The sequence below is a fragment of the Limnohabitans sp. genome, assembly GCF_034680285.1.
In the GTDB taxonomy this organism is placed as follows: domain Bacteria; phylum Pseudomonadota; class Gammaproteobacteria; order Burkholderiales; family Burkholderiaceae_C; genus Limnohabitans_A.
Genome location: NZ_JAXITC010000015.1, coordinates 26,900 through 43,794 on the forward strand (window position 1 = coordinate 26,900; position 16,895 = coordinate 43,794).

Sequence of the window (16,895 nt, forward strand, 5' to 3'; positions counted from 1 at the left end):
TCTGTGCTGCTGGTTTCAGTGGCACGCCTGAGCCGTGACTTTGCGAATCGCTCGACCTGTTTGCGCGATTTCATCCGGTGTCAGGGTGGGGTGTACCAAAAACATGATGGATGTTTCACCCAAAGCTTTGGCCACAGGCAATCGAACCGTTGGACGCCAACCCGTTCCATCGAACGCTTTTTCCAAGTACACCTCAGAACAGGACCCTTGGTAGCAGGGCACGCCTTCGGCGACGATGGCCTCAACGATTCGGTCACGCGTCCAGCCGCTCGCCAAGCGCTCAGGCCGAACGTAGGCATAACACTTGTAATGAGCGTGCTCACAAGCCACCCCTGCCGCGTCACCCCCCCCCGTGCAGGTCGCGCAGCGGATCTGAGGAACTTGCAGGACCGATGATGCTTCGCAAGCAGCCCAAATGGCTTGGGCATTGCGCCTGCGGGCCTCAGACCAATCCTGCATGCGGCGCAACTGGATTCGGCCGATCACCGCCTGCATCTCCAGCATGCGCCAGTTGGTCCCAAAACTTTCATGCAACCACCTGAAACCAGGTGGATGCTGTCGCTCGTACACTGCCTCGAAACTCTTGCCGTGGTCTTTGAAAGACCACATCGCCCGCCACAGAGCCTCGTCGTTGGTTGTGACCATCCCGCCCTCGCCACCTGTGGTCATGATCTTGTCCTGGCAAAAACTCCAGGCCCCCACATGGCCGATGCTGCCTACAGCTTGCCCCTTGTATCGCGCTCCGTGCGCTTGGGCGCAATCCTCAATCACCTTCAGGCCATGCTCAGCCGCCAACGCCATGATCGGATCCATGTCGCAAGGCCAACCCGCCAAATGCACACACACCACCGCTTTGGTCCGAGGAGACAACACCGCCGCAATGGTGCGGGCCGACAGATTGCCGCTGTCTGACTCCACATCGGCAAAAATAGGCACGGCGCCCGCATTGACCACACAAGAAATGGACGCGATGAAGGTGCGCGGCGTCACCACCACCTCATCGCCCGGCCCTACACCCAAGGCTTTCAGCGCCACATCGAGCGCCAAGGTCCCATTGGCCAGCGCCACGGCATGCGAAGTGCCGCACCAGGCGGCAAACTCTTTTTCAAATTCGCGGGTCTCGGTGCCCGTCCAATAGTTCACCTTGTTGGACATCACCACGCGGCGCACCGCATCGGCTTCTTCGGGTGTGAAACTGGGCCAGGGGGAAAAGGGTGTGTGGAGCATCGCGTATCTTCAGTTTTTGATCAATGGTCGCGCCGGATTGCCGACCACCGTCACGCCCGGTGGCACGCTCTTGGTGACCACCGCACCCATGCCCACCACCGCGCCACGGCCAATGACCAAAGGCGCACCGGGCAGGCCTTGTTTGATGACGGCACCCGCACCAATGTAAGCATGGTCTTCAATGTGCACATGGCCGTTGCACATGACACCCGGGGCAAAGGTCACAAAGTCGCCCACCACACAATCGTGCTCGACATAGCTGTAAATATTGGCGTGAAAATGCTTGCCAATGCGGATGTTGCTGGTCAGTGTGACAAAGGGGCACAACACCGCGCCTTCGTCCAATTGCACATCGTCCAGCTGCACCACATTGGCCGCCCGGGCCTCAAAAAACTGCACCCCATCGGCCGCGCAGCGCTGAACCAACTGCTCACGCACACGCCCATTGGCAATGGCCACAGTCATGTGGCGGGAGCTGGCAGGCTCGGACAGCCACTGTGCATACGTCAAGACCCGCTGCCCATTGAGTACAGGTGCTGGCGGGTGGTCGTCGACAAACACCAAATCGCAAAGGCCACTGTCCAAACGGGCCTGCAGCTGTTGCCGCACCAGGGGCAAGACACCACGACCACAACCACTGGCTCCAAAAATGGCAAAACGTTTCATGGCTCCTCGCCTTTAAAGTGAGACATGGTGGCCTCCCCTTCTGCACTGATGCCATCGCGCAACAACACTTTGCGCAATGTCATCCAAAGGATTCGCACATCCAACACGAGGCTTTGGTGGTCAACATACCAGACATCCAGCGCAAATCGCTCCGGCCAGCTGATTGCATTTCGCCCATTGACCTGCGCCCAGCCTGTGATGCCCGGACGAACTTCGTGTCGACGCGCTTGCGTGGGTGAATAAAGGGGCAAGTACGCCATCAGCAATGGTCGGGGACCCACCAAACTCATATCACCCCTCAACACGTTCAACAGCTGAGGCAGCTCATCCACACTCAACTTCCTGAGCAGCACACCCAAGGCGGTCAATCTTTGAGCGTCGGGCAAGCTTTGGCCATTGGCATCAAAGGCCTCAGACATGGTGCGAAATTTGTAGACCCTGAACGGACGCCCGCCCATTCCCGGTCTTTCCTGAGAGAACAAGACGGGAGAGCCCATTTTGAAAAAAATCAAACCGGCAACCAGTCCCATCACTGGCGCAAGCAGGAACAAGGCGGCCACCGACAACGTCAAGTCCATGATTCTTTTCAAGGTCATGACACTTTGCTCGCTAAAAAAGCATGCGAGTCAAAAGCCAATGGACGAGACGCACCGGTCAAGACATGCGCATAAACATCGGCCACTTCTTGAGCGGTCCTTGCCGCATCAAACATGGTGGTCACCAATGCCGCACCTCGCTCAGCGCTTTGCCGCATCACATCGATGTCCTTCAATGCATTGGAAATGACTTCTGCCAGCTCATTCACTTGACCTGGCGACACCAATTGTCCCGTCACACCCTCTAACACCACCTCAGGCAGGCCACCAACACGGGATGCGATGACGGGCACCCCGGCTTGCAAGGGTTCCACCACACCGCCACAGTTTTCAGATGAGGGGACATGAACAGCCAGATCGAAATCATGCCAAGCGGTGCTCACTTCCTCCGAAGCCAAATGCCCCGGCATCAAGATGCGGCCTTGACCGACATGGGCTGCCCTCTGCATCAAACTTTTTTGATACCGATCACCATCACCCCATTGACTGCCCACCAGCACGCCGGTCACGTCTTCTCGTGACTTGCAAACCAGTGCAAGCGCATCGATCACATCCTCGTGGCGCTTCAAGCCTCGGGTTTGACCCAAATACCATTTGGGTGGGTAAATGTGGTTGATGTTGCCCACCACCAAGTGTTGGGCGGGGATACCTAGGCGCTTGCGCAACTGACCATTTTTCAGCTGTCCATCCGACATGGCTGGCAAGGTCATCTGGTTGCCGTAGTAACTCAGGAAAATCCTGTCAGGTGCAACACCTTGCCCCAAGTAAAGGGACTCGATGTGGCGGCTGGAAGCGATCCAACGGTCCGATGGACCTGCAGTCAGCAACTCCCAGCGCCTGAAAAGGCCATGCTCTAGGTGAAGCGGACCAGGCACTTGGAAAATTCGGGGCGTTGGATGATGGGCGCCCAACGCCATCCGCAGCACGATGGTGGTTCCAAAAAAATGACTGTGGATGAGGTCGGGCTTCACTCGCTCGACAAGCGCTCTGACCTGATGGAGAAGGCCAGGCAAGCGCCAAGGCGATTTGACAGGCAAATCAAGCGGCAACTCATGCAAAACCGCTCCTGTTTCGCGCCAGCTTTGCATGAAGCGCCCTGACAAAACAGGCAGCACAACATGAACCTCCATGCCATGCGCCACCAACTCGCGCACTTGATCAATCGCCCATCGGGCGCCATCCACAGTCTTGACGGCGTGCAGCACACGCATCAACGATTCCTTTCAGGCATGAAGGAGCCTTCCATCCCCAAAAACAAACGGGCGATGGTTTTCACAATACCAAGCTGAACATGAACAAAGAGGCTGGCCCCCAAACCATCAAGGCCAAGAGCTGTCCGGCAACAACGGAATCATTGCTTTCCATGATGTTCTCTTTTTGATCAAAATTTCTGGAAATTTTGGGGTCCAGATAGAAAGACATCAGCAAGGTGCCCAACGCATTGATGATGCCCACGAGCTGATAAATCACCGCCGAATGGTCTTGAAACTCGGCTCCAAAAATATTGATGAAAAACAGGGAAGACCCATAAATGAAATAAACCCAAGAAGAAGAATAAATCAAAGATTTATCGAACTTGAATGAAAAATCCACCAGCCCTTTGGATGCCATGGATTCATGAGGTTTGTATGGGTGCCTGAATAAAGCATAAAAAACAGAACCTCCGATGGCATAGCCTTGAATCAAATGGATAAAGTATCCAATGATGGGGTACTTAAATACCGAGACCAAAGCCACAATCAAAGCACCAAAAAAATAAGACCAGAAGATGGTGGGGTACAACCCTTCTCCTTGCAGCGCGATCCAACCCAACAAAGGGGGATAGGACACGACAAACACCCTCTTCAAGGTGTGGACCATGATGGAAAATGTATAACCCAGTCCGTTTTTATTCAGTATAGAACCCGCAACCCTGGGCAAGAGCGCAATGGCATCAAACAATGCATACAAAGAAAATAGCAAGATGACCAGTGATGATGCCATTTTGAATTAATTCAGTCGACGCAAATCACAGGTAAACATCTGCATTCTTCAATGAGCGTCCATTTTGATCTTTTGCGGCAAGTTGAGGCGAAAAGTCAATCGGCCAGTCGATGCCTACATCGGGGTCATTCCAGACCAAGCTGCGCTCATGTTCAGCAAACCAATAATCGGTGGTTTTGTAAAGAAACTCTGCAGAGTCACTCAGCACCACAAAGCCATGGGCGAAGCCTGGCGGAACCCAAAGTTGCCGGTGGTTTTTTTCACTCAAATGAACGCCCACCCATTGACCAAAATGGGAGGAAGACTTTCTCAAATCCACGGCCACATCGAAGACTTCACCTTGAACGACACGCACAAGTTTGCCCTGTGGATGTTGAATTTGATAATGCAGGCCGCGCAATACACCTTTGGCAGATTTGCTGTGGTTGTCTTGGACAAAGTGAACTTTCAAACCCGTCGCTTTGTGAAAGTCCAATTCGTTGAAGCTTTCAAAAAAGAAACCTCTGGCATCACCGAAGACTTGGGGCTCCAGGATCATGACTTCGGGCAGGGCCGTGGGGGTGACTGTGTAAGGCATAGGAATAGGGGCAGACTGAAGTCGTTTTTATTTTTTGAGCAAGTTCAACAAGTACTGCCCATAGCCATTTTTTGACAATGGATGAGCCAGCCGAAGCAGATCTTCAGCCGTTATCCAACTTTGATGAAATGCGATTTCCTCAGGACAAGCGACCATCAAGCCTTGCCGTTTTTGCAAGGTGGCAATGAAACCTGCGGCCTCCAGCAGACTGTCGTGAGTCCCCGTGTCCAGCCAAGCATAGCCACGACCCATGATCTCCACATTGAGCTGATTCTGAGCCAGATAGCGTTGATTGACGTCGGTGATCTCCAGTTCACCCCGATCGGATGGTTGGATGTCTCGGGCGATGTCACAAACTTGATTGTCGTAAAAGTACAAGCCTGTCACGGCGAAGTTGCTTTTGGGGACCTTGGGTTTTTCTTCGATGCTCAGGGCGCGCTGTTGCGCATCAAAATTCACCACACCGTATCGTTCAGGATCTTGGACGTGATATGCGAACACACTGGCCCCTGTGCTTTGCGCATTGGCATTGCTCAGCAATTTGACGAGGTCATGCCCATAGAAAAGGTTGTCCCCCAGCACCAATGCACTGGGGTCTTCTTTGATGAAATCTTTGCCAATGATGAAGGCTTGCGCCAGACCATCAGGCTGAGGCTGAACCGCATATTGAATGTTCATGCCCCATTGCTTGCCGTCTTTCAATAAATCAGCAAATCTGGGCGTATCTTGTGGGGTGCTGATCAGCAATACGTCCCGGATACCCGCCAACATCAATGTCGTCAACGGGTAATAAACCATGGGTTTGTCATAAACCGGCATGAGTTGCTTGCTCACCGCCTGCGTGACAGGATACAAACGGGTTCCCGAGCCGCCCGAGAGAATAATGCCTTTGCGATGTGTCATGTGTGGATGGCTCTGTTGGGTATGAATTCGATCACCATTTTACAAAGCGGCAGATGAGCCAAACCGGCGGTCTCGTCCAGCAAACCATTCCACGGCTTGGTGAAGACGCTTTTTGGAAAAGTCAGGCCACAGGTCATCCGTGAAGAACAATTCGGCATAAGCGGCTTGCCAAAGCATGAAGTTACTCACCCTCGACTCCCCCCCGGTTCGAATCAATAGATCCACCTCGGGCGCTCCATCGGTACTCAAATAAGCGCTCAAACCCTCTTCACTCAAGGACTGAAGACTCTGATCAGGATGCGCTTTCTGCCATGCCTTAACCGCTTGAACCATGTCCCACCGACCGCCGTAATTGGCGCAAACCGTCAGGGTGATTCGGGTATTGGAAGCTGTTTCTCGCTCGGCTTTGGCAATGAGTTCTTGCAAAGCGGGGGCAAAACGGCTGGTATCACCTGCCACCTTCAGGCGGACACCATTGCCATTCATGTTGTCCACCTCCTTCTGCAAATAAGACATGAACAAACCCATGAGGCTGGACACTTCGTCTTCGGGCCGTTTCCAGTTTTCCGTACTGAATGCAAACAAGCTCAAATAAGGCACGCCCATCTCAGCACAAGCTTTGACGATTTCGCGGACCTGTTTGGCACCTGCAGCATGACCCAAAGAAGTTGGCAAAAATCGATTTTTCGCCCAACGACGATTGCCATCCATGATGATGGCAATATGCTGCGGCAAAGGATTGGGAGAAATGAGCTTGGACAATTCGATTGACTAAATAAACCATCATTGCTTTTGCGGTTCAAAACCGCAAAGGACCTGACCATCCACCTGAGCTCCCAATTGGGTCGTTTCAGCAAAAGCTGAATGGCAGGTATTTCATCACACCACAAAAAAAGGCGAAGCACATCAGCGCTTCGCCTCATTCCGGTTTGATAAAAATCAGGCAATCACGAAAGGTGCGCGGTCTTTGCCATCGATCCACTTGGGGGCTTTGCCTCGACCCGTCCAGGTTTGACCTGTTGCGGGGTCGCGGTATTTCGCGGCGACTTTACTTGCCACTTTGGTGGAAGCAGATTTGGTACTGCGGCCAGGGAAAACGTCTTGCGCGGTCAAGCCAAATTCGGCGACCAATTCACGCACTTTAGCAACCGCGGCAGAAATTTCGTTTTGACGGGCTTGCGCAATGGCTTGCTCCAAGGCTTCACGCTGAGCCAATAATTCTTTGTAGCTTGCAGTCATATTTATTTCCAAGAAGGTAAAAGGGGTGAATATACATGATTTATCGCCAAATCATCATCCGTATTCAATTTTTTATTCCCCATTACTGGCGCATCTATTATTTGAAATTAGATTAATCAATGATTGATATTTTTTATATCTTTACTGATTTATATCAAAATCTCAAGATTCAATATCGGGTGGTCTGTGTTTCAATGACCCGGACACTTTGTCAATGCGCCGTCCTTCAAGGTCAAGCACTTGAAAGTGCCACTCCCCCACTTCGACAATTTGACCTTTGACAGGCAGTTGGCCCAGCGCATACATCAGCAAGCCAGCCAAGGTGTTGTAGCGGTTTTTGTCTTCGGCAGGCAACTCTTTGATGTCCAAACGGGCTTTGAGTTCATTGACGGGCATGATCCCATCCAACACCCAGGTGCCATCTTCATTTTGAGTGGCCCACGCATCAGTTTGGGTCTCTGACTTGAGCTCACCGGTGATGGCCTCCAGCAAATCCAGCGGGGTCAGCAGTCCCTGAACTTCTCCGTATTCATCCACCACAAACAGCATGCGGCTGGACTGGTCACGCATTTGCTCGAGCAACTCCATGCCCGTCAGTGTTTCGGGCACAAAGTGGGCAGTTTGTGCGTGGCTTTCCAAGGAACGCTCGTCGTTTTGAGGCAACGCCAGCAAATGGGACAGACTGATAACCCCCATGATGTGCCCCAGTCCGTCACGGCAAACCGGGTACCAAGAGTGGTTGCCTTCGCCGCGCATCTGGTTGATGCGGTCCATGGCTTCTTGGGGTGTGAGGCTGGCTTCAAGCCATTGGATGTCGCTGCGTGGCGTCATCATGGACGTGAGGGCGCGGTCGTCCAGGTGAAACACGTTGCGCACCATTTGGTGCTCGTGTTCTTCGATGAGACCCGCATCCACCCCCTCGACCAAGCTGGCGGTGATTTCTTCTTCCGTAACGGCGCGGCTGCCTGAGCTGTCAATGCGCATGAGTTTGAGCATGCCTTGGGTGGACAGAGACAGCAATTTGACAAACGGTCCAGCTGCTTTGGCCAAACCCGCCATGGGGCGAGCCACAATGCGAGCGACAGCCTCGGGGTAAAGCTGGCCAATGCGCTTGGGCACCAGTTCGCCAAAAATGATGGTGGTGAAGGTGATGATCGTGACCACAATGGCCGTGGCTGAAATGGCGGCAACAGGTTCGGTCAGCCCCCATTGCATCAGTTTCAAAGCCAAACCACCACTGAAAGCGGCCTCGCCCACGATGCCATTGAGCACACCTATCGAAGTGATGCCCACCTGAACAGTCGACAAAAATTGGGTAGGCTCCTCCAGCAACTTCAGCGCTGCAGTGGCGCCTTTGTCGCCCGCTTCATCCATGGCGGCCAAGCGCGCCTTGCGGCTAGACGCCAGCGCCAACTCGGACATGGCAAATACACCATTGAGCAGGGTCAGAAAAACTATCAGTAAAAAGTCCATAAACCCCATTGTGCCAAGAGTGGCAACTGACATACGACATTCAGGAATTGCCAAGGACAATTGACATTGAAGTTTTGGGTGTTGGATTTGGGACAATCGAACACAAGAGGTGCTTATGGCTGTTTATTGGGTCGGTGATGTGCAGGGCTGCGATGCTCCGTTGGGCCGTTTGTTGGAGAAGGTTGATTTTTCAGCCAGTCGCGACACGCTGGTGGTGCTGGGCGACTTGGTGAACCGGGGTCCGAAATCGGAACAAGTGCTGCGCCGCTTGATGGCGATGGGCAACGCGGTGCAGTGTGTGCTGGGCAACCATGACCTGCACTTGCTGGCGGTAGCTGCCGGCGCAGGTCGGCTCAAACCGATGGATACGCTGGACGGCATCTTGCAGGCGCTCGATCGCCCTGCCCTGCTGGACTGGCTGCGCCATCAACGCATGGCGATTTGGAGCCATGGCGTGCTGTCGGTGCATGCAGGTGTGCTGCCGTCTTGGACTCTGGCCCAGACTTTGGCTTTGTCCGCGGAGGTGGAGTCGGTTTTACGCGGGCCCGATTTGAGCGACTTTTTGCACCAGATGTATGGCAACGAGCCTGCGGCTTGGCGCGATGAATGGGTGGGTGTGGACCGTTTGCGGGTGGTCGTGAATGCACTGACGCGTTTGCGCTTTTGCTCAGCCGAAGGCGTGATGGAGTTCGCAGCCAAAGAAGGCGCCGATGCAGCTCCGGCAGGTTTTATGCCTTGGTTTAATGTGCCGGGTAGAAAGACCGCCGATGTGACAGTGGCTTTTGGCCATTGGTCGACTTTGGGTCAGCTGCAACGCGATGACGTGTGGGCCATGGACACTGGATGCGTATGGGGAGGCTGCTTGAGCGCGATGCGACTGGGTGCCGACGGCCAGCGCGAAATGATTCAGGCGAAGTGCGAGCAGGCGCAAAAACCGGGCTAAACAAGGAAAAAACATAACAAACGGGGTCTGACCCCAATTCATTTTGGACGAGGCAGCCCCGCTGCCGAATGTATTTGCAGGCTTAACCACCCGGCTTGAGGAGTACCACCAGCGCGCCGGCGCCCCCCTCTGTGGCTTTGGCTTGAACGAAGGCCATGACCTGGTTTTTTTGAATCAGCCAGCTGTGAACTTTGGGCTTGAGAACCGAAGTTTTGCCGGGCGAGCCCAGACCTTTGCCGTGCACCACGCGCAGGCAGCGTAAGCCTTGTTTGTGGGCAATTCGGATGAATTCAGCCAGTGCCACACGCGCCTCGTCGCTGCGCAGACCGTGCAAATCGATCTCGCGCTGAATGGACCAACCGCCTTTGCGGAGTTTTTGGGTCACATCGATTCCGATGCCTGGGCGCCTGAAACTCAATGCATCGTCGGTGTCGAGCAAGGTGCTCACGTCAAACCCATCGCTGAGCGCATCGCGCAACACAGCCTCTTCGTCTTTTTGACGTTGTGCGGCGACTGGTGCTGGTGCTGGGGGGTTGATGCTGGCTTGGTCGTTGGAAGGCAGGCGCTTGACAACACCGACGGCACGGGCAAAGAGGTTGGCTTCGGCTTCTTTGAGGCGGGCAGCCGCCATGCGAGCGGCCTCGGCTGCTTGGGCTTTTTCATGCGCATCGGCCAGTTTCTTTTTGACCTGTTTCAGGTCTTGCAAGTTGTTGATTTTCACTGCTTGATCCGGTTTTTTTGGGAGGGAGACCCTGCTCGAGAAGGATTTCTAAACGCCGCGGTTGCGCATCCAGTCGGCGGTTTTGAAGAAACTGGCATTCAAGCGTTCGCGCAGCAGCGGGTCAACCTGGGTTTCCTGCATAGCTTGGTCCATGCAAGCGAGCCACTGGTCACGTTCTTGCACACCAATAGAAAACGGCATGTGGCGCATGCGCAGACGTGGGTGACCAAAGCGTTCGGTGTAGTGCTCTGGCCCGCCCAACCAGCCGCATAAAAACCAAAACAATTTTTGCCTCGCATCTTGCAAGGTGCTGCCGTGTGCGGCACGCAATTCTTTGTACCCGGGCTCTATGTCCATCAGGTCGTAAAAGCGCTCGGCCAGCGCCTTGACGCGGGCCTCACCACCCATCCATTCAAACGGGCTATCAAAAGGGGGTTTGTCTTCGATGTGCATGTTTTGTATTTTGCTGGAAGCAGTGATCTTGACTTGGTGTGGGGGCGAGCCCTCGCTCGCGGAAAAATTGAGATCTGACCCCAATTCATTTACTCGGTGGATTGCCGAAGGGTTTGCATGACCGGTTGGCGCAAAACGCCGGACAGGCTCAGGCTACCAGCGGCCCAAGCCAGCAAAGCGCCCAAGGCGCCGCCTGCCAAGGGGGCCCAGAGCGGCGGTTGCCATGCGAATTCAAATGCAAAGCGGGCCAGCGCCCAGCCGACCACCAAGGCCATGCTGCTGGCCATGAAGCCGGCCAGCCAACCGAGGCCCAGAAGCTCTGTGCGCTGCACTTGGGCCAGCAAGCCGCGCCCTGCCCCGAGCGCCCGCATGATGGCGTATTCGCGCTCACGCGCCTGACGGCTGGCCCCCACTGCGGCCAGCAACACCATCAGGCCTGCTGCCAAAGTGAAGGCGAACAAATATTCCACCGCCCGGATCACTTGGTCCATGACACGTTGCACCTGCGCCAAGGTGCTGCGCATGTCGACGCTGGTGATGTTGGGGAACTGGTTGACCAGCGCATTGTCAAAACCTTCAGGGCCCGGTGGCGAGCGGAATGCCGCCATGTAGGTCATGGGCAGGTCGGGCATTTGCGAGACAGGGAACATCATGAAGAAGTTGGCCCGCATGGAGGTCCAGTCCACTTTGCGCAAGCTGGTGATGCGCGCTTCGCGCGTCTGGCCGGCGATGTCAAAGCGCAGTTGGTCGCCCAGCTTCAGGCCCAAGGTGTCGGCAATGCCTTGCTCCACACTCACGCCATTGGCTTCTTCCGGCACCCAGCGGCCCGCCGTGAGGGGGTTGTGTGCGGGCAAGGTGGCCGAATGGGACAGGTTGATTTCGCGGTCGATCAGTCGTTTGGCGCGGTCGGCTTCAAAGTCGGTGGGGCTCACCTCGCGGCCGTTGATGGCGACCAAACGGCCACGGATCATGGGGAACCAGTCGGGCGACTGCACGCCCGCTTTGTTCAAGCTGGCCAAAAATTCGGTGGCTTGCTCGGGCTGCACATTGATGACAAAACGATCGGGCGCATTGGCGGGCGTGGCCTGCCGCCAGCTGGCAATCAAATCGGTGCGCAGCAGCACCAGCAACGCGAGCGCCAACAAGCCCACCGACAAGGCACTCACCTGCACCACCGCAAATACGGGGCGTGCCGCCACTTGGCGTGTGGCCAGGCGCAACCAGCGCGGTGCTTGCTCGCTCGGCACGGCGCGGCGAAGCAGCCACAAAGCGGCAGCAGCCAACCCAGCAAAGACGAGCAGGGCCACAGCAAAACCGCCAACGGTGATCAAGCCCAAAGTCAGGTTGCGGCTGACCATGAGCAGCGTCAGGGCAAAGCCCACCAAGCCCATGGCCAGCACCAACCATGAGCGCACTTGCACGCTGCCCAAGTCGCGCCGAATCACGCGCAAAGGCGGCACCTGAGCCAACTGCAGCACGGGTGGCAAGCCGAAAGCGACCAGCAGGGTCAGACCCATGGCCATGCCCATCAGGGCCGGTTGCAGGGTGGCGGCAGGCAGTTGCGCGTCGACCAGACCCGCCAACAAGACCACAAAGCCCAAGTGAACGGCGTAGCCTGCCAGCACGCCCACGGCGCTGGCCAGAAGGCCTGCGCCCAAAAACTCCAGGCCGTAACTCAATGTGAGTGTGCGCTGGCTTTGACCCAAAACGCGAAGCAGTGCACAGGCATCGAGCTGCCGCTCAGCGAAGCTGCGGGCTGCCAAGGCCACCGCCACAGCGCAGAGCAAAGCGGCCAACAAGGCCACCAAATTCAAAAACTGCGAGGCCCGATCCAGCGTCTGGCGCATTTCAGGGCGTCCGCTGTCGAGCGACTCGATCTGCACGCCACGCACATGGGCCAGCTCCACCTCGGGCCGTGCCCACTGCACAAATCGCTCGGCCGCTGCTGCATCGCCTGCCACAGCCATGCGCCAAGTGATGCGGCTGGCGGGCTGCACCAACCCGGTCGATGCCAAATCGGCCGCATTCATCATGACCCGGGGCGCAAAGGTCATGAAACCAGCACCCCGATCAGGTTCGCGTTCGATGACGGCCGAGATGCGAAAACTGCGTTCACCGAGGCCCAGCATTTGCCCGGTTTTCAGGCCCAAGTTGTCGAGCAGCGCAGGATCCACCCACACTTCGCCTACGGGGGGAATCGTGGGTTTCAAGCCGGAGGCGGATGGCTGACCCACATCAGGCAAGAGGAGCAATTTACCGCGCAGTGGGTAACCTGGCTCCACCGCTTTGAGGGCCACCAAGCGGCTGGTACCGCCCTGCTCAACCAAGGCGCGAGCCATGGTGGGAAAGCTCACATTGGTGTTGGTTTGCAAACCCATGTTTTGGGCCTGCTGCACAAAAGCCATCGGTGTGCTTTGGTCACTGACGACCACCGCATCGCCACCCAACAACTGCCGCGCATCGCGCCACAAACCCGACTGCATGCGGTCAGCCAAAAACCCCACCGCCGTGAGCGCAGCCACCGCCAGCGCCACCGATACCATGAGCAGCCGCAACTCACCCGCACGCAAATCGCGCCACAAATTGCGCCCACCCAGCCGCAAGCCGTGCATCCAACCTTGTTTGTTCATATCGCGACCTTACCGCACATGCCATTCACGGCGGGGGGCAAGGCATTTTTTTATGCGCGTTCAACCATTCGGCCGCAGGGGCGGCATCCTACAGGGACAGGGCGCTGGCTTTTTGTGGGAGCGAGCCCCTGCTCGCGAAGGGTTATCGGGCCAACTCGGGTTGCCACACCAGGCGCTCGGGGGCGCTGAAGCACAAGAAGCGCTTGTTGGTGGCGCGGCCGATGGCGCACAGGCCCAGGCGCTTGGAAACGTCCAACCCCATTTGCGTGATGCCGCTGCGTGACACGACCACGGGCACACCCATTTGGGCGGATTTGATGACCATCTCGCTGGTCAAACGGCCTGTGGTGTAGAACACCTTGTCTTGACCGCTCACGTCGTTCATCCACATCCAGCCGGCGATGGTGTCCACCGCGTTGTGGCGGCCCACGTCCTCGACAAACATGAGCATGTCCTCGCCCTGAAACAAGGCGCAGCCGTGCACCGAGCCGGACGATTTGTAGGTGGTTTCTTGCAAGCGGATGGCGTTGACCAAGCCATAGAGCTGGCCTTGCGTGATCTGGGCGGGCGGCAACTCGATCTCGTCGATATGTGCCATGAGGTCGCCGAACACGCTGCCTTGGCCGCAGCCGGTGGTCACCACGCGGTCGGCGCTTCGCTCGATCACCACTTGAGCGTTGGCCCGGGTTTTGACCGCCGCCACACCCGGCTCGCCCACTTCGCCTTCGCCAATGGTCCAGTCCACTGTGATGGATTCAATCTGGTCCACGGAGTCAATCAGGCGCTGGTTGCGCAAAAAGCCCAGCACCAGCCACTCGGGCTCGGCGCCCAGGGTCATCAAGGTCACCAGCTCTTTTTTGTCGAGGTAAATGGTGAGCGCCCGCTCGGCAGGAATTTGGGTCTCGGAGCTTTCCCAAAATTCGTTGTGCACGGGCACAGTGCGCGTGAGGGGGGCACGCGCTCGGGTGATGTGGGGCTTGGGCGGGGCCGATGCGGCCACGGGGGCGTTCAAAACAACAGACATGGCTTGAGCCTAACGTAAAAATCCCCCGCCGTTACCGACGGGGGATTTTGCAATGACGCTGAAAAAAGATCAGCCTTTTTTGGCAGGTGCAGCTGCGGGCTTGGCACCGGCTGGTGCAGCAGCAGGTGCTGCAGGCGCAGCAGCTGTGGTTTCAGCGGGCTTGTAGGCACCTGGGTCGACGCAAGCGGGTGTGGCTGTGGGTGCAGCTTTGCCTTTGCCATTGGTTTTGTAATAGTGGGCAGCCACTTTTTCACGGGACTTGCACAACTGAAAGTCGGCCACTTTGTTGCCGTGCGCTGTTTTGGCAGCGGCTTCGGCTGCTTTGGCTTTGGCTTCATCGCTCAATGCGGGCAATTTGGCCATGGCGCCAAAGCTGATGGCCAGGGCAGACAAGACAAGCAGGTATTTTTTCATGGTGTTCTCCTCGCTCAAACCGAAGCCGTTTTAACGGGTGTAGCTGTTGTAGAAGATGCAGGCACTGATCGCTGTGCAGGAATCTTGCCGGACTTGACGTCGTTGTACCAAAGCTCGTGGTGCTCCTTGGCCCAGGTTTCGTCCACATAGCCTTCACGCATGGCTTTGTAAGCGCCGCGCATGCCAATCGTGCCCATGTAAATGTGACCAATGAACATGGCCATCATGAACAAGGCGGCCACGCCGTGGATCATGGCTGCGATCTGCATGGTGCCGCGTTCGTAAATCAGACCGGGGATGAGCATGTCCAGCACCAAACCAGAACCCACCACGATCAAGCCGAGGAACAAAACACCACCCCAGAACACCACCTTTTCACCGGCATTGAAGCGGTGCGAAGGCACTTCGGTGCCCGAGAACAAGCCACCGCCCTTGGCGATCCAAACCAAATCGTCTTTGCTCGGCAAGTTGTCTTTGAGGAAAGTCACAAACACAATCACCAAGGACACGGCGAACAGAGGCCCAGCAAAGTTGTGGATGTTTTTCAAAGCGAACGTCAACCAGCCAAACAAGGTGCTGCCGATGATGGGCAACAAAAAGAACTTGCCGTAGGCCATGACGATGCCCGAGATGGCCAAAGACACGAAAGCGATGGCGTTGGCCCAGTGAGCCGAGCGCTCAAACGGCGTGAAACGCTCGATCTTGCGACCGGTTTCTTGGCCGTGCAATTCCATCGTGCCTTTGCTGACATAAAACAGCGCCATCGAACCCACAGCGATCAGCAACAAAGCCGCGCCATAAGGAATGATGATTTTGTTGCGCACCTGACGCCAAGATTCACCGGCCGAAGCCAATCGAGAGCCGGGGTATTGCACGAAGGGCTGAATCAGGTTGCCTGCCTCAGGCGCTTGGCTCTTAGGCAGGCTGGTGTAGCCCGTCACGCCTTGGCCTACCGCACGCCACATGGGCGCGTTGTTGCCAGGTTGAACTTGGCCACGCTCGGCATTGGTTTGGTCTTTGTATTTGGCATCGGCGTCGGCGCCGGGGGCCAATTGAAAGACATTGGCGCTTTTCACACCCAAACTGGTTTCAGCTTGGGTCGTTGGTGCAGGCGCAGCAGGTGCTTGCGTTTGGGCCAAAACGCCCACCGCCGCAAAGGCCAGCCCTAAAGTCAATAACATGCGGCGCATGAACTTCTCCTTGGCGCTCACTTGGGTGCGCGAACGTGGTCGTTTTGGCCATAAGTGGCTCGGGCCTTGAGGTGATTGGCCCAGCCGTCTTTGTCGCCGGCTTTCCAGCCAGCTTCTGTGAAAGAAGCCACACCCGTACCACTGTAAGCGGGCTTGTCGGTGCGCACGCCTTTGACCTCTTGCGGCTTTTCGCCACAAGCCACCAACAAAGCCGCGCTGCAAATGATGAAAGCTGCTTTCATGTTCAGGCTCCTTGTTTGGCAGGTTGGGCTTGGTTGCCGTAAGCAGTGCCCCAACCCCAGACTTCAGCGCCCTTGCCACGGCTGATCACGCGGCCACGCAGGATGTCGGTGATGACGTCGCCATCGCCGGCCAGCAAAGCTTTTGTGGAACACATCTCAGCGCACGCCGGCAACTTGCCTTCTGCCAAACGGTTGCGACCGTATTTTTCGAACTCGGACTGGCTGCCGTGCTCTTCTGGGCCACCGGCACAGAAAGTGCACTTGTCCATCTTGCCGCGCAAGCCGAAAGTGCCGTTGGACGGGAACTGAGGCGCACCAAAGGGGCAGGCATATGAACAGTAGCCGCAGCCAATGCAAATGTCCTTGTCGTGCAACACCACACCTTCTTCGGTTTTGTAGAAGCAATTGACCGGACAAACGGCCATGCAAGGCGCATCCGAGCAGTGCATGCAAGCGACTGAGATCGACTTCTCACCGGGAACGCCATCGTTCAAAGTGACCACGCGGCGGCGGTTCACGCCCCATGGAACCTCGTGCTCATTCTTGCAAGCGGTCACGCAACCGTTGCATTCGATGCAGCGCTCTGCATCGCAGATAAATTTCATTCGTGCCAT

19 protein-coding genes are annotated in these 16,895 nt (G+C 56.3%); 1 reads left to right on the forward strand and 18 read right to left on the reverse strand.

From position 1 onward, the window contains the following. Window positions 1-15: 15 nt before the first annotated feature. The 10 genes from SWE17_RS12600 to SWE17_RS12645 form a co-directional block, all read right to left on the reverse strand. Entirely contained in the window at window positions 16-1,227 is a 1,212-nt protein-coding gene (locus tag SWE17_RS12600; RefSeq protein ID WP_322993435.1) for a DegT/DnrJ/EryC1/StrS aminotransferase family protein, read from the reverse strand. A 9-nt stretch (window positions 1,228-1,236) separates the two neighbouring features. Next, window positions 1,237-1,893 (reverse strand): acetyltransferase, encoded by a 657-nt coding sequence (locus tag SWE17_RS12605; RefSeq protein ID WP_322993436.1) that lies wholly within the window; start codon window positions 1,891-1,893, stop codon window positions 1,237-1,239. Further along, entirely contained in the window at window positions 1,890-2,489 is a 600-nt protein-coding gene (locus SWE17_RS12610; RefSeq protein WP_322993437.1) for a sugar transferase, read from the reverse strand. Before SWE17_RS12610 ends, SWE17_RS12605 begins: the two co-directional genes overlap by 4 nt. Then, on the reverse strand, window positions 2,486-3,700 hold the full coding sequence (locus SWE17_RS12615) for a glycosyltransferase family 4 protein (protein ID WP_322993438.1): 1,215 nt from the start codon (window positions 3,698-3,700) through the stop codon (window positions 2,486-2,488). Before SWE17_RS12615 ends, SWE17_RS12610 begins: the two co-directional genes overlap by 4 nt. A gap of 61 nt (window positions 3,701-3,761) precedes the next feature. Continuing rightward, a complete protein-coding gene (locus SWE17_RS12620) occupies window positions 3,762-4,472 on the reverse strand; it encodes a hypothetical protein (RefSeq protein ID WP_322993439.1) in 711 nt (236 codons plus the stop codon). A 25-nt stretch (window positions 4,473-4,497) separates the two neighbouring features. After that, window positions 4,498-5,049 (reverse strand): dTDP-4-dehydrorhamnose 3,5-epimerase, encoded by a 552-nt coding sequence (gene rfbC / locus SWE17_RS12625; protein WP_322993440.1) that lies wholly within the window; start codon window positions 5,047-5,049, stop codon window positions 4,498-4,500. 27 nt (window positions 5,050-5,076) lie between these two features. After that, window positions 5,077-5,952 carry a glucose-1-phosphate thymidylyltransferase RfbA gene (gene rfbA, locus SWE17_RS12630; RefSeq protein ID WP_322993441.1) on the reverse strand — a complete coding sequence of 292 codons (876 nt, stop codon included), beginning with the start codon at window positions 5,950-5,952 and terminating at the stop codon, window positions 5,077-5,079. Between the two features lie 39 nt (window positions 5,953-5,991). Further along, window positions 5,992-6,687 carry a polyprenyl diphosphate synthase gene (uppS, locus tag SWE17_RS12635; protein ID WP_322993503.1) on the reverse strand — a complete coding sequence of 232 codons (696 nt, stop codon included), beginning with the start codon at window positions 6,685-6,687 and terminating at the stop codon, window positions 5,992-5,994. Window positions 6,688-6,891: 204 nt separating this feature from the next. Continuing rightward, window positions 6,892-7,191 carry an H-NS histone family protein gene (locus SWE17_RS12640; protein WP_322993442.1) on the reverse strand — a complete coding sequence of 100 codons (300 nt, stop codon included), beginning with the start codon at window positions 7,189-7,191 and terminating at the stop codon, window positions 6,892-6,894. A gap of 162 nt (window positions 7,192-7,353) precedes the next feature. Then, entirely contained in the window at window positions 7,354-8,664 is a 1,311-nt protein-coding gene (locus SWE17_RS12645; protein WP_322993443.1) for a hemolysin family protein, read from the reverse strand. A 115-nt stretch (window positions 8,665-8,779) separates the two neighbouring features. Between SWE17_RS12645 and SWE17_RS12650 the strand changes: the two genes are divergently transcribed. Next, complete coding sequence (locus tag SWE17_RS12650) at window positions 8,780-9,607, forward strand: symmetrical bis(5'-nucleosyl)-tetraphosphatase (protein ID WP_322993444.1); 828 nt, start codon at window positions 8,780-8,782, stop codon at window positions 9,605-9,607. 82 nt (window positions 9,608-9,689) lie between these two features. On the opposite strand, the gene SWE17_RS12655 is transcribed toward SWE17_RS12650, so the two are convergent. The 8 genes from SWE17_RS12655 to fdh3B all read right to left on the reverse strand — a co-directional run bounded on the left by SWE17_RS12655 (window position 9,690) and on the right by fdh3B (window position 16,895). Further along, entirely contained in the window at window positions 9,690-10,328 is a 639-nt protein-coding gene (locus tag SWE17_RS12655) for a Smr/MutS family protein (protein ID WP_322993445.1), read from the reverse strand. Window positions 10,329-10,376: 48 nt separating this feature from the next. Further along, window positions 10,377-10,781, reverse strand: a complete 405-nt coding sequence (locus tag SWE17_RS12660; protein WP_322993446.1) for a group II truncated hemoglobin — start codon at window positions 10,779-10,781, stop codon at window positions 10,377-10,379. Window positions 10,782-10,870: 89 nt separating this feature from the next. Further along, window positions 10,871-13,411 carry an ABC transporter permease gene (locus SWE17_RS12665; RefSeq protein WP_322993447.1) on the reverse strand — a complete coding sequence of 847 codons (2,541 nt, stop codon included), beginning with the start codon at window positions 13,409-13,411 and terminating at the stop codon, window positions 10,871-10,873. A 142-nt stretch (window positions 13,412-13,553) separates the two neighbouring features. Continuing rightward, window positions 13,554-14,435, reverse strand: a complete 882-nt coding sequence (locus SWE17_RS12670; protein ID WP_322993448.1) for a formate dehydrogenase accessory sulfurtransferase FdhD — start codon at window positions 14,433-14,435, stop codon at window positions 13,554-13,556. Window positions 14,436-14,504: 69 nt separating this feature from the next. Continuing rightward, window positions 14,505-14,849: a hypothetical protein gene (locus SWE17_RS12675; RefSeq protein ID WP_100119191.1), complete on the reverse strand. Its 345-nt coding sequence runs from the start codon at window positions 14,847-14,849 to the stop codon at window positions 14,505-14,507. Window positions 14,850-14,863: 14 nt separating this feature from the next. Further along, entirely contained in the window at window positions 14,864-16,039 is a 1,176-nt protein-coding gene (locus SWE17_RS12680; RefSeq protein WP_322993449.1) for a formate dehydrogenase subunit gamma, read from the reverse strand. Window positions 16,040-16,056: 17 nt separating this feature from the next. Beyond that, window positions 16,057-16,281, reverse strand: a complete 225-nt coding sequence (locus tag SWE17_RS12685; protein ID WP_322993450.1) for a hypothetical protein — start codon at window positions 16,279-16,281, stop codon at window positions 16,057-16,059. Between the two features lie 2 nt (window positions 16,282-16,283). Beyond that, entirely contained in the window at window positions 16,284-16,895 is a 612-nt protein-coding gene (gene fdh3B / locus SWE17_RS12690; RefSeq protein WP_322993451.1) for a formate dehydrogenase FDH3 subunit beta, read from the reverse strand.

Bases quoted from the DNA above. Each gene is read 5' to 3' on its own strand.
- SWE17_RS12600 (WP_322993435.1), bottom strand. From the start codon at position 1,227: ATGCTCCACACACCCTTTTCCCCCTGGCCCAGTTTCACACCCGAAGAA.
- SWE17_RS12605 (WP_322993436.1), bottom strand. From the start codon at position 1,893: ATGAAACGTTTTGCCATTTTTGGAGCCAGTGGTTGTGGTCGTGGTGTC.
- SWE17_RS12610 (WP_322993437.1), bottom strand. From the start codon at position 2,489: ATGACCTTGAAAAGAATCATGGACTTGACGTTGTCGGTGGCCGCCTTG.
- SWE17_RS12615 (WP_322993438.1), bottom strand. From the start codon at position 3,700: ATGCGTGTGCTGCACGCCGTCAAGACTGTGGATGGCGCCCGATGGGCG.
- SWE17_RS12620 (WP_322993439.1), bottom strand. From the start codon at position 4,472: ATGGCATCATCACTGGTCATCTTGCTATTTTCTTTGTATGCATTGTTT.
- rfbC (WP_322993440.1), bottom strand. From the start codon at position 5,049: ATGCCTTACACAGTCACCCCCACGGCCCTGCCCGAAGTCATGATCCTG.
- rfbA (WP_322993441.1), bottom strand. From the start codon at position 5,952: ATGACACATCGCAAAGGCATTATTCTCTCGGGCGGCTCGGGAACCCGT.
- SWE17_RS12640 (WP_322993442.1), bottom strand. From the start codon at position 7,191: ATGACTGCAAGCTACAAAGAATTATTGGCTCAGCGTGAAGCCTTGGAG.
- SWE17_RS12645 (WP_322993443.1), bottom strand. From the start codon at position 8,664: ATGGACTTTTTACTGATAGTTTTTCTGACCCTGCTCAATGGTGTATTT.
- SWE17_RS12650 (WP_322993444.1), top strand. From the start codon at position 8,780: ATGGCTGTTTATTGGGTCGGTGATGTGCAGGGCTGCGATGCTCCGTTG.
- SWE17_RS12660 (WP_322993446.1), bottom strand. From the start codon at position 10,781: ATGCACATCGAAGACAAACCCCCTTTTGATAGCCCGTTTGAATGGATG.
- SWE17_RS12665 (WP_322993447.1), bottom strand. From the start codon at position 13,411: ATGAACAAACAAGGTTGGATGCACGGCTTGCGGCTGGGTGGGCGCAAT.
- SWE17_RS12670 (WP_322993448.1), bottom strand. From the start codon at position 14,435: ATGTCTGTTGTTTTGAACGCCCCCGTGGCCGCATCGGCCCCGCCCAAG.
- SWE17_RS12675 (WP_100119191.1), bottom strand. From the start codon at position 14,849: ATGAAAAAATACCTGCTTGTCTTGTCTGCCCTGGCCATCAGCTTTGGC.
- SWE17_RS12680 (WP_322993449.1), bottom strand. From the start codon at position 16,039: ATGCGCCGCATGTTATTGACTTTAGGGCTGGCCTTTGCGGCGGTGGGC.
- SWE17_RS12685 (WP_322993450.1), bottom strand. From the start codon at position 16,281: ATGAAAGCAGCTTTCATCATTTGCAGCGCGGCTTTGTTGGTGGCTTGT.
- fdh3B (WP_322993451.1), bottom strand. From the start codon at position 16,895: ATGGCACGAATGAAATTTATCTGCGATGCAGAGCGCTGCATCGAATGC.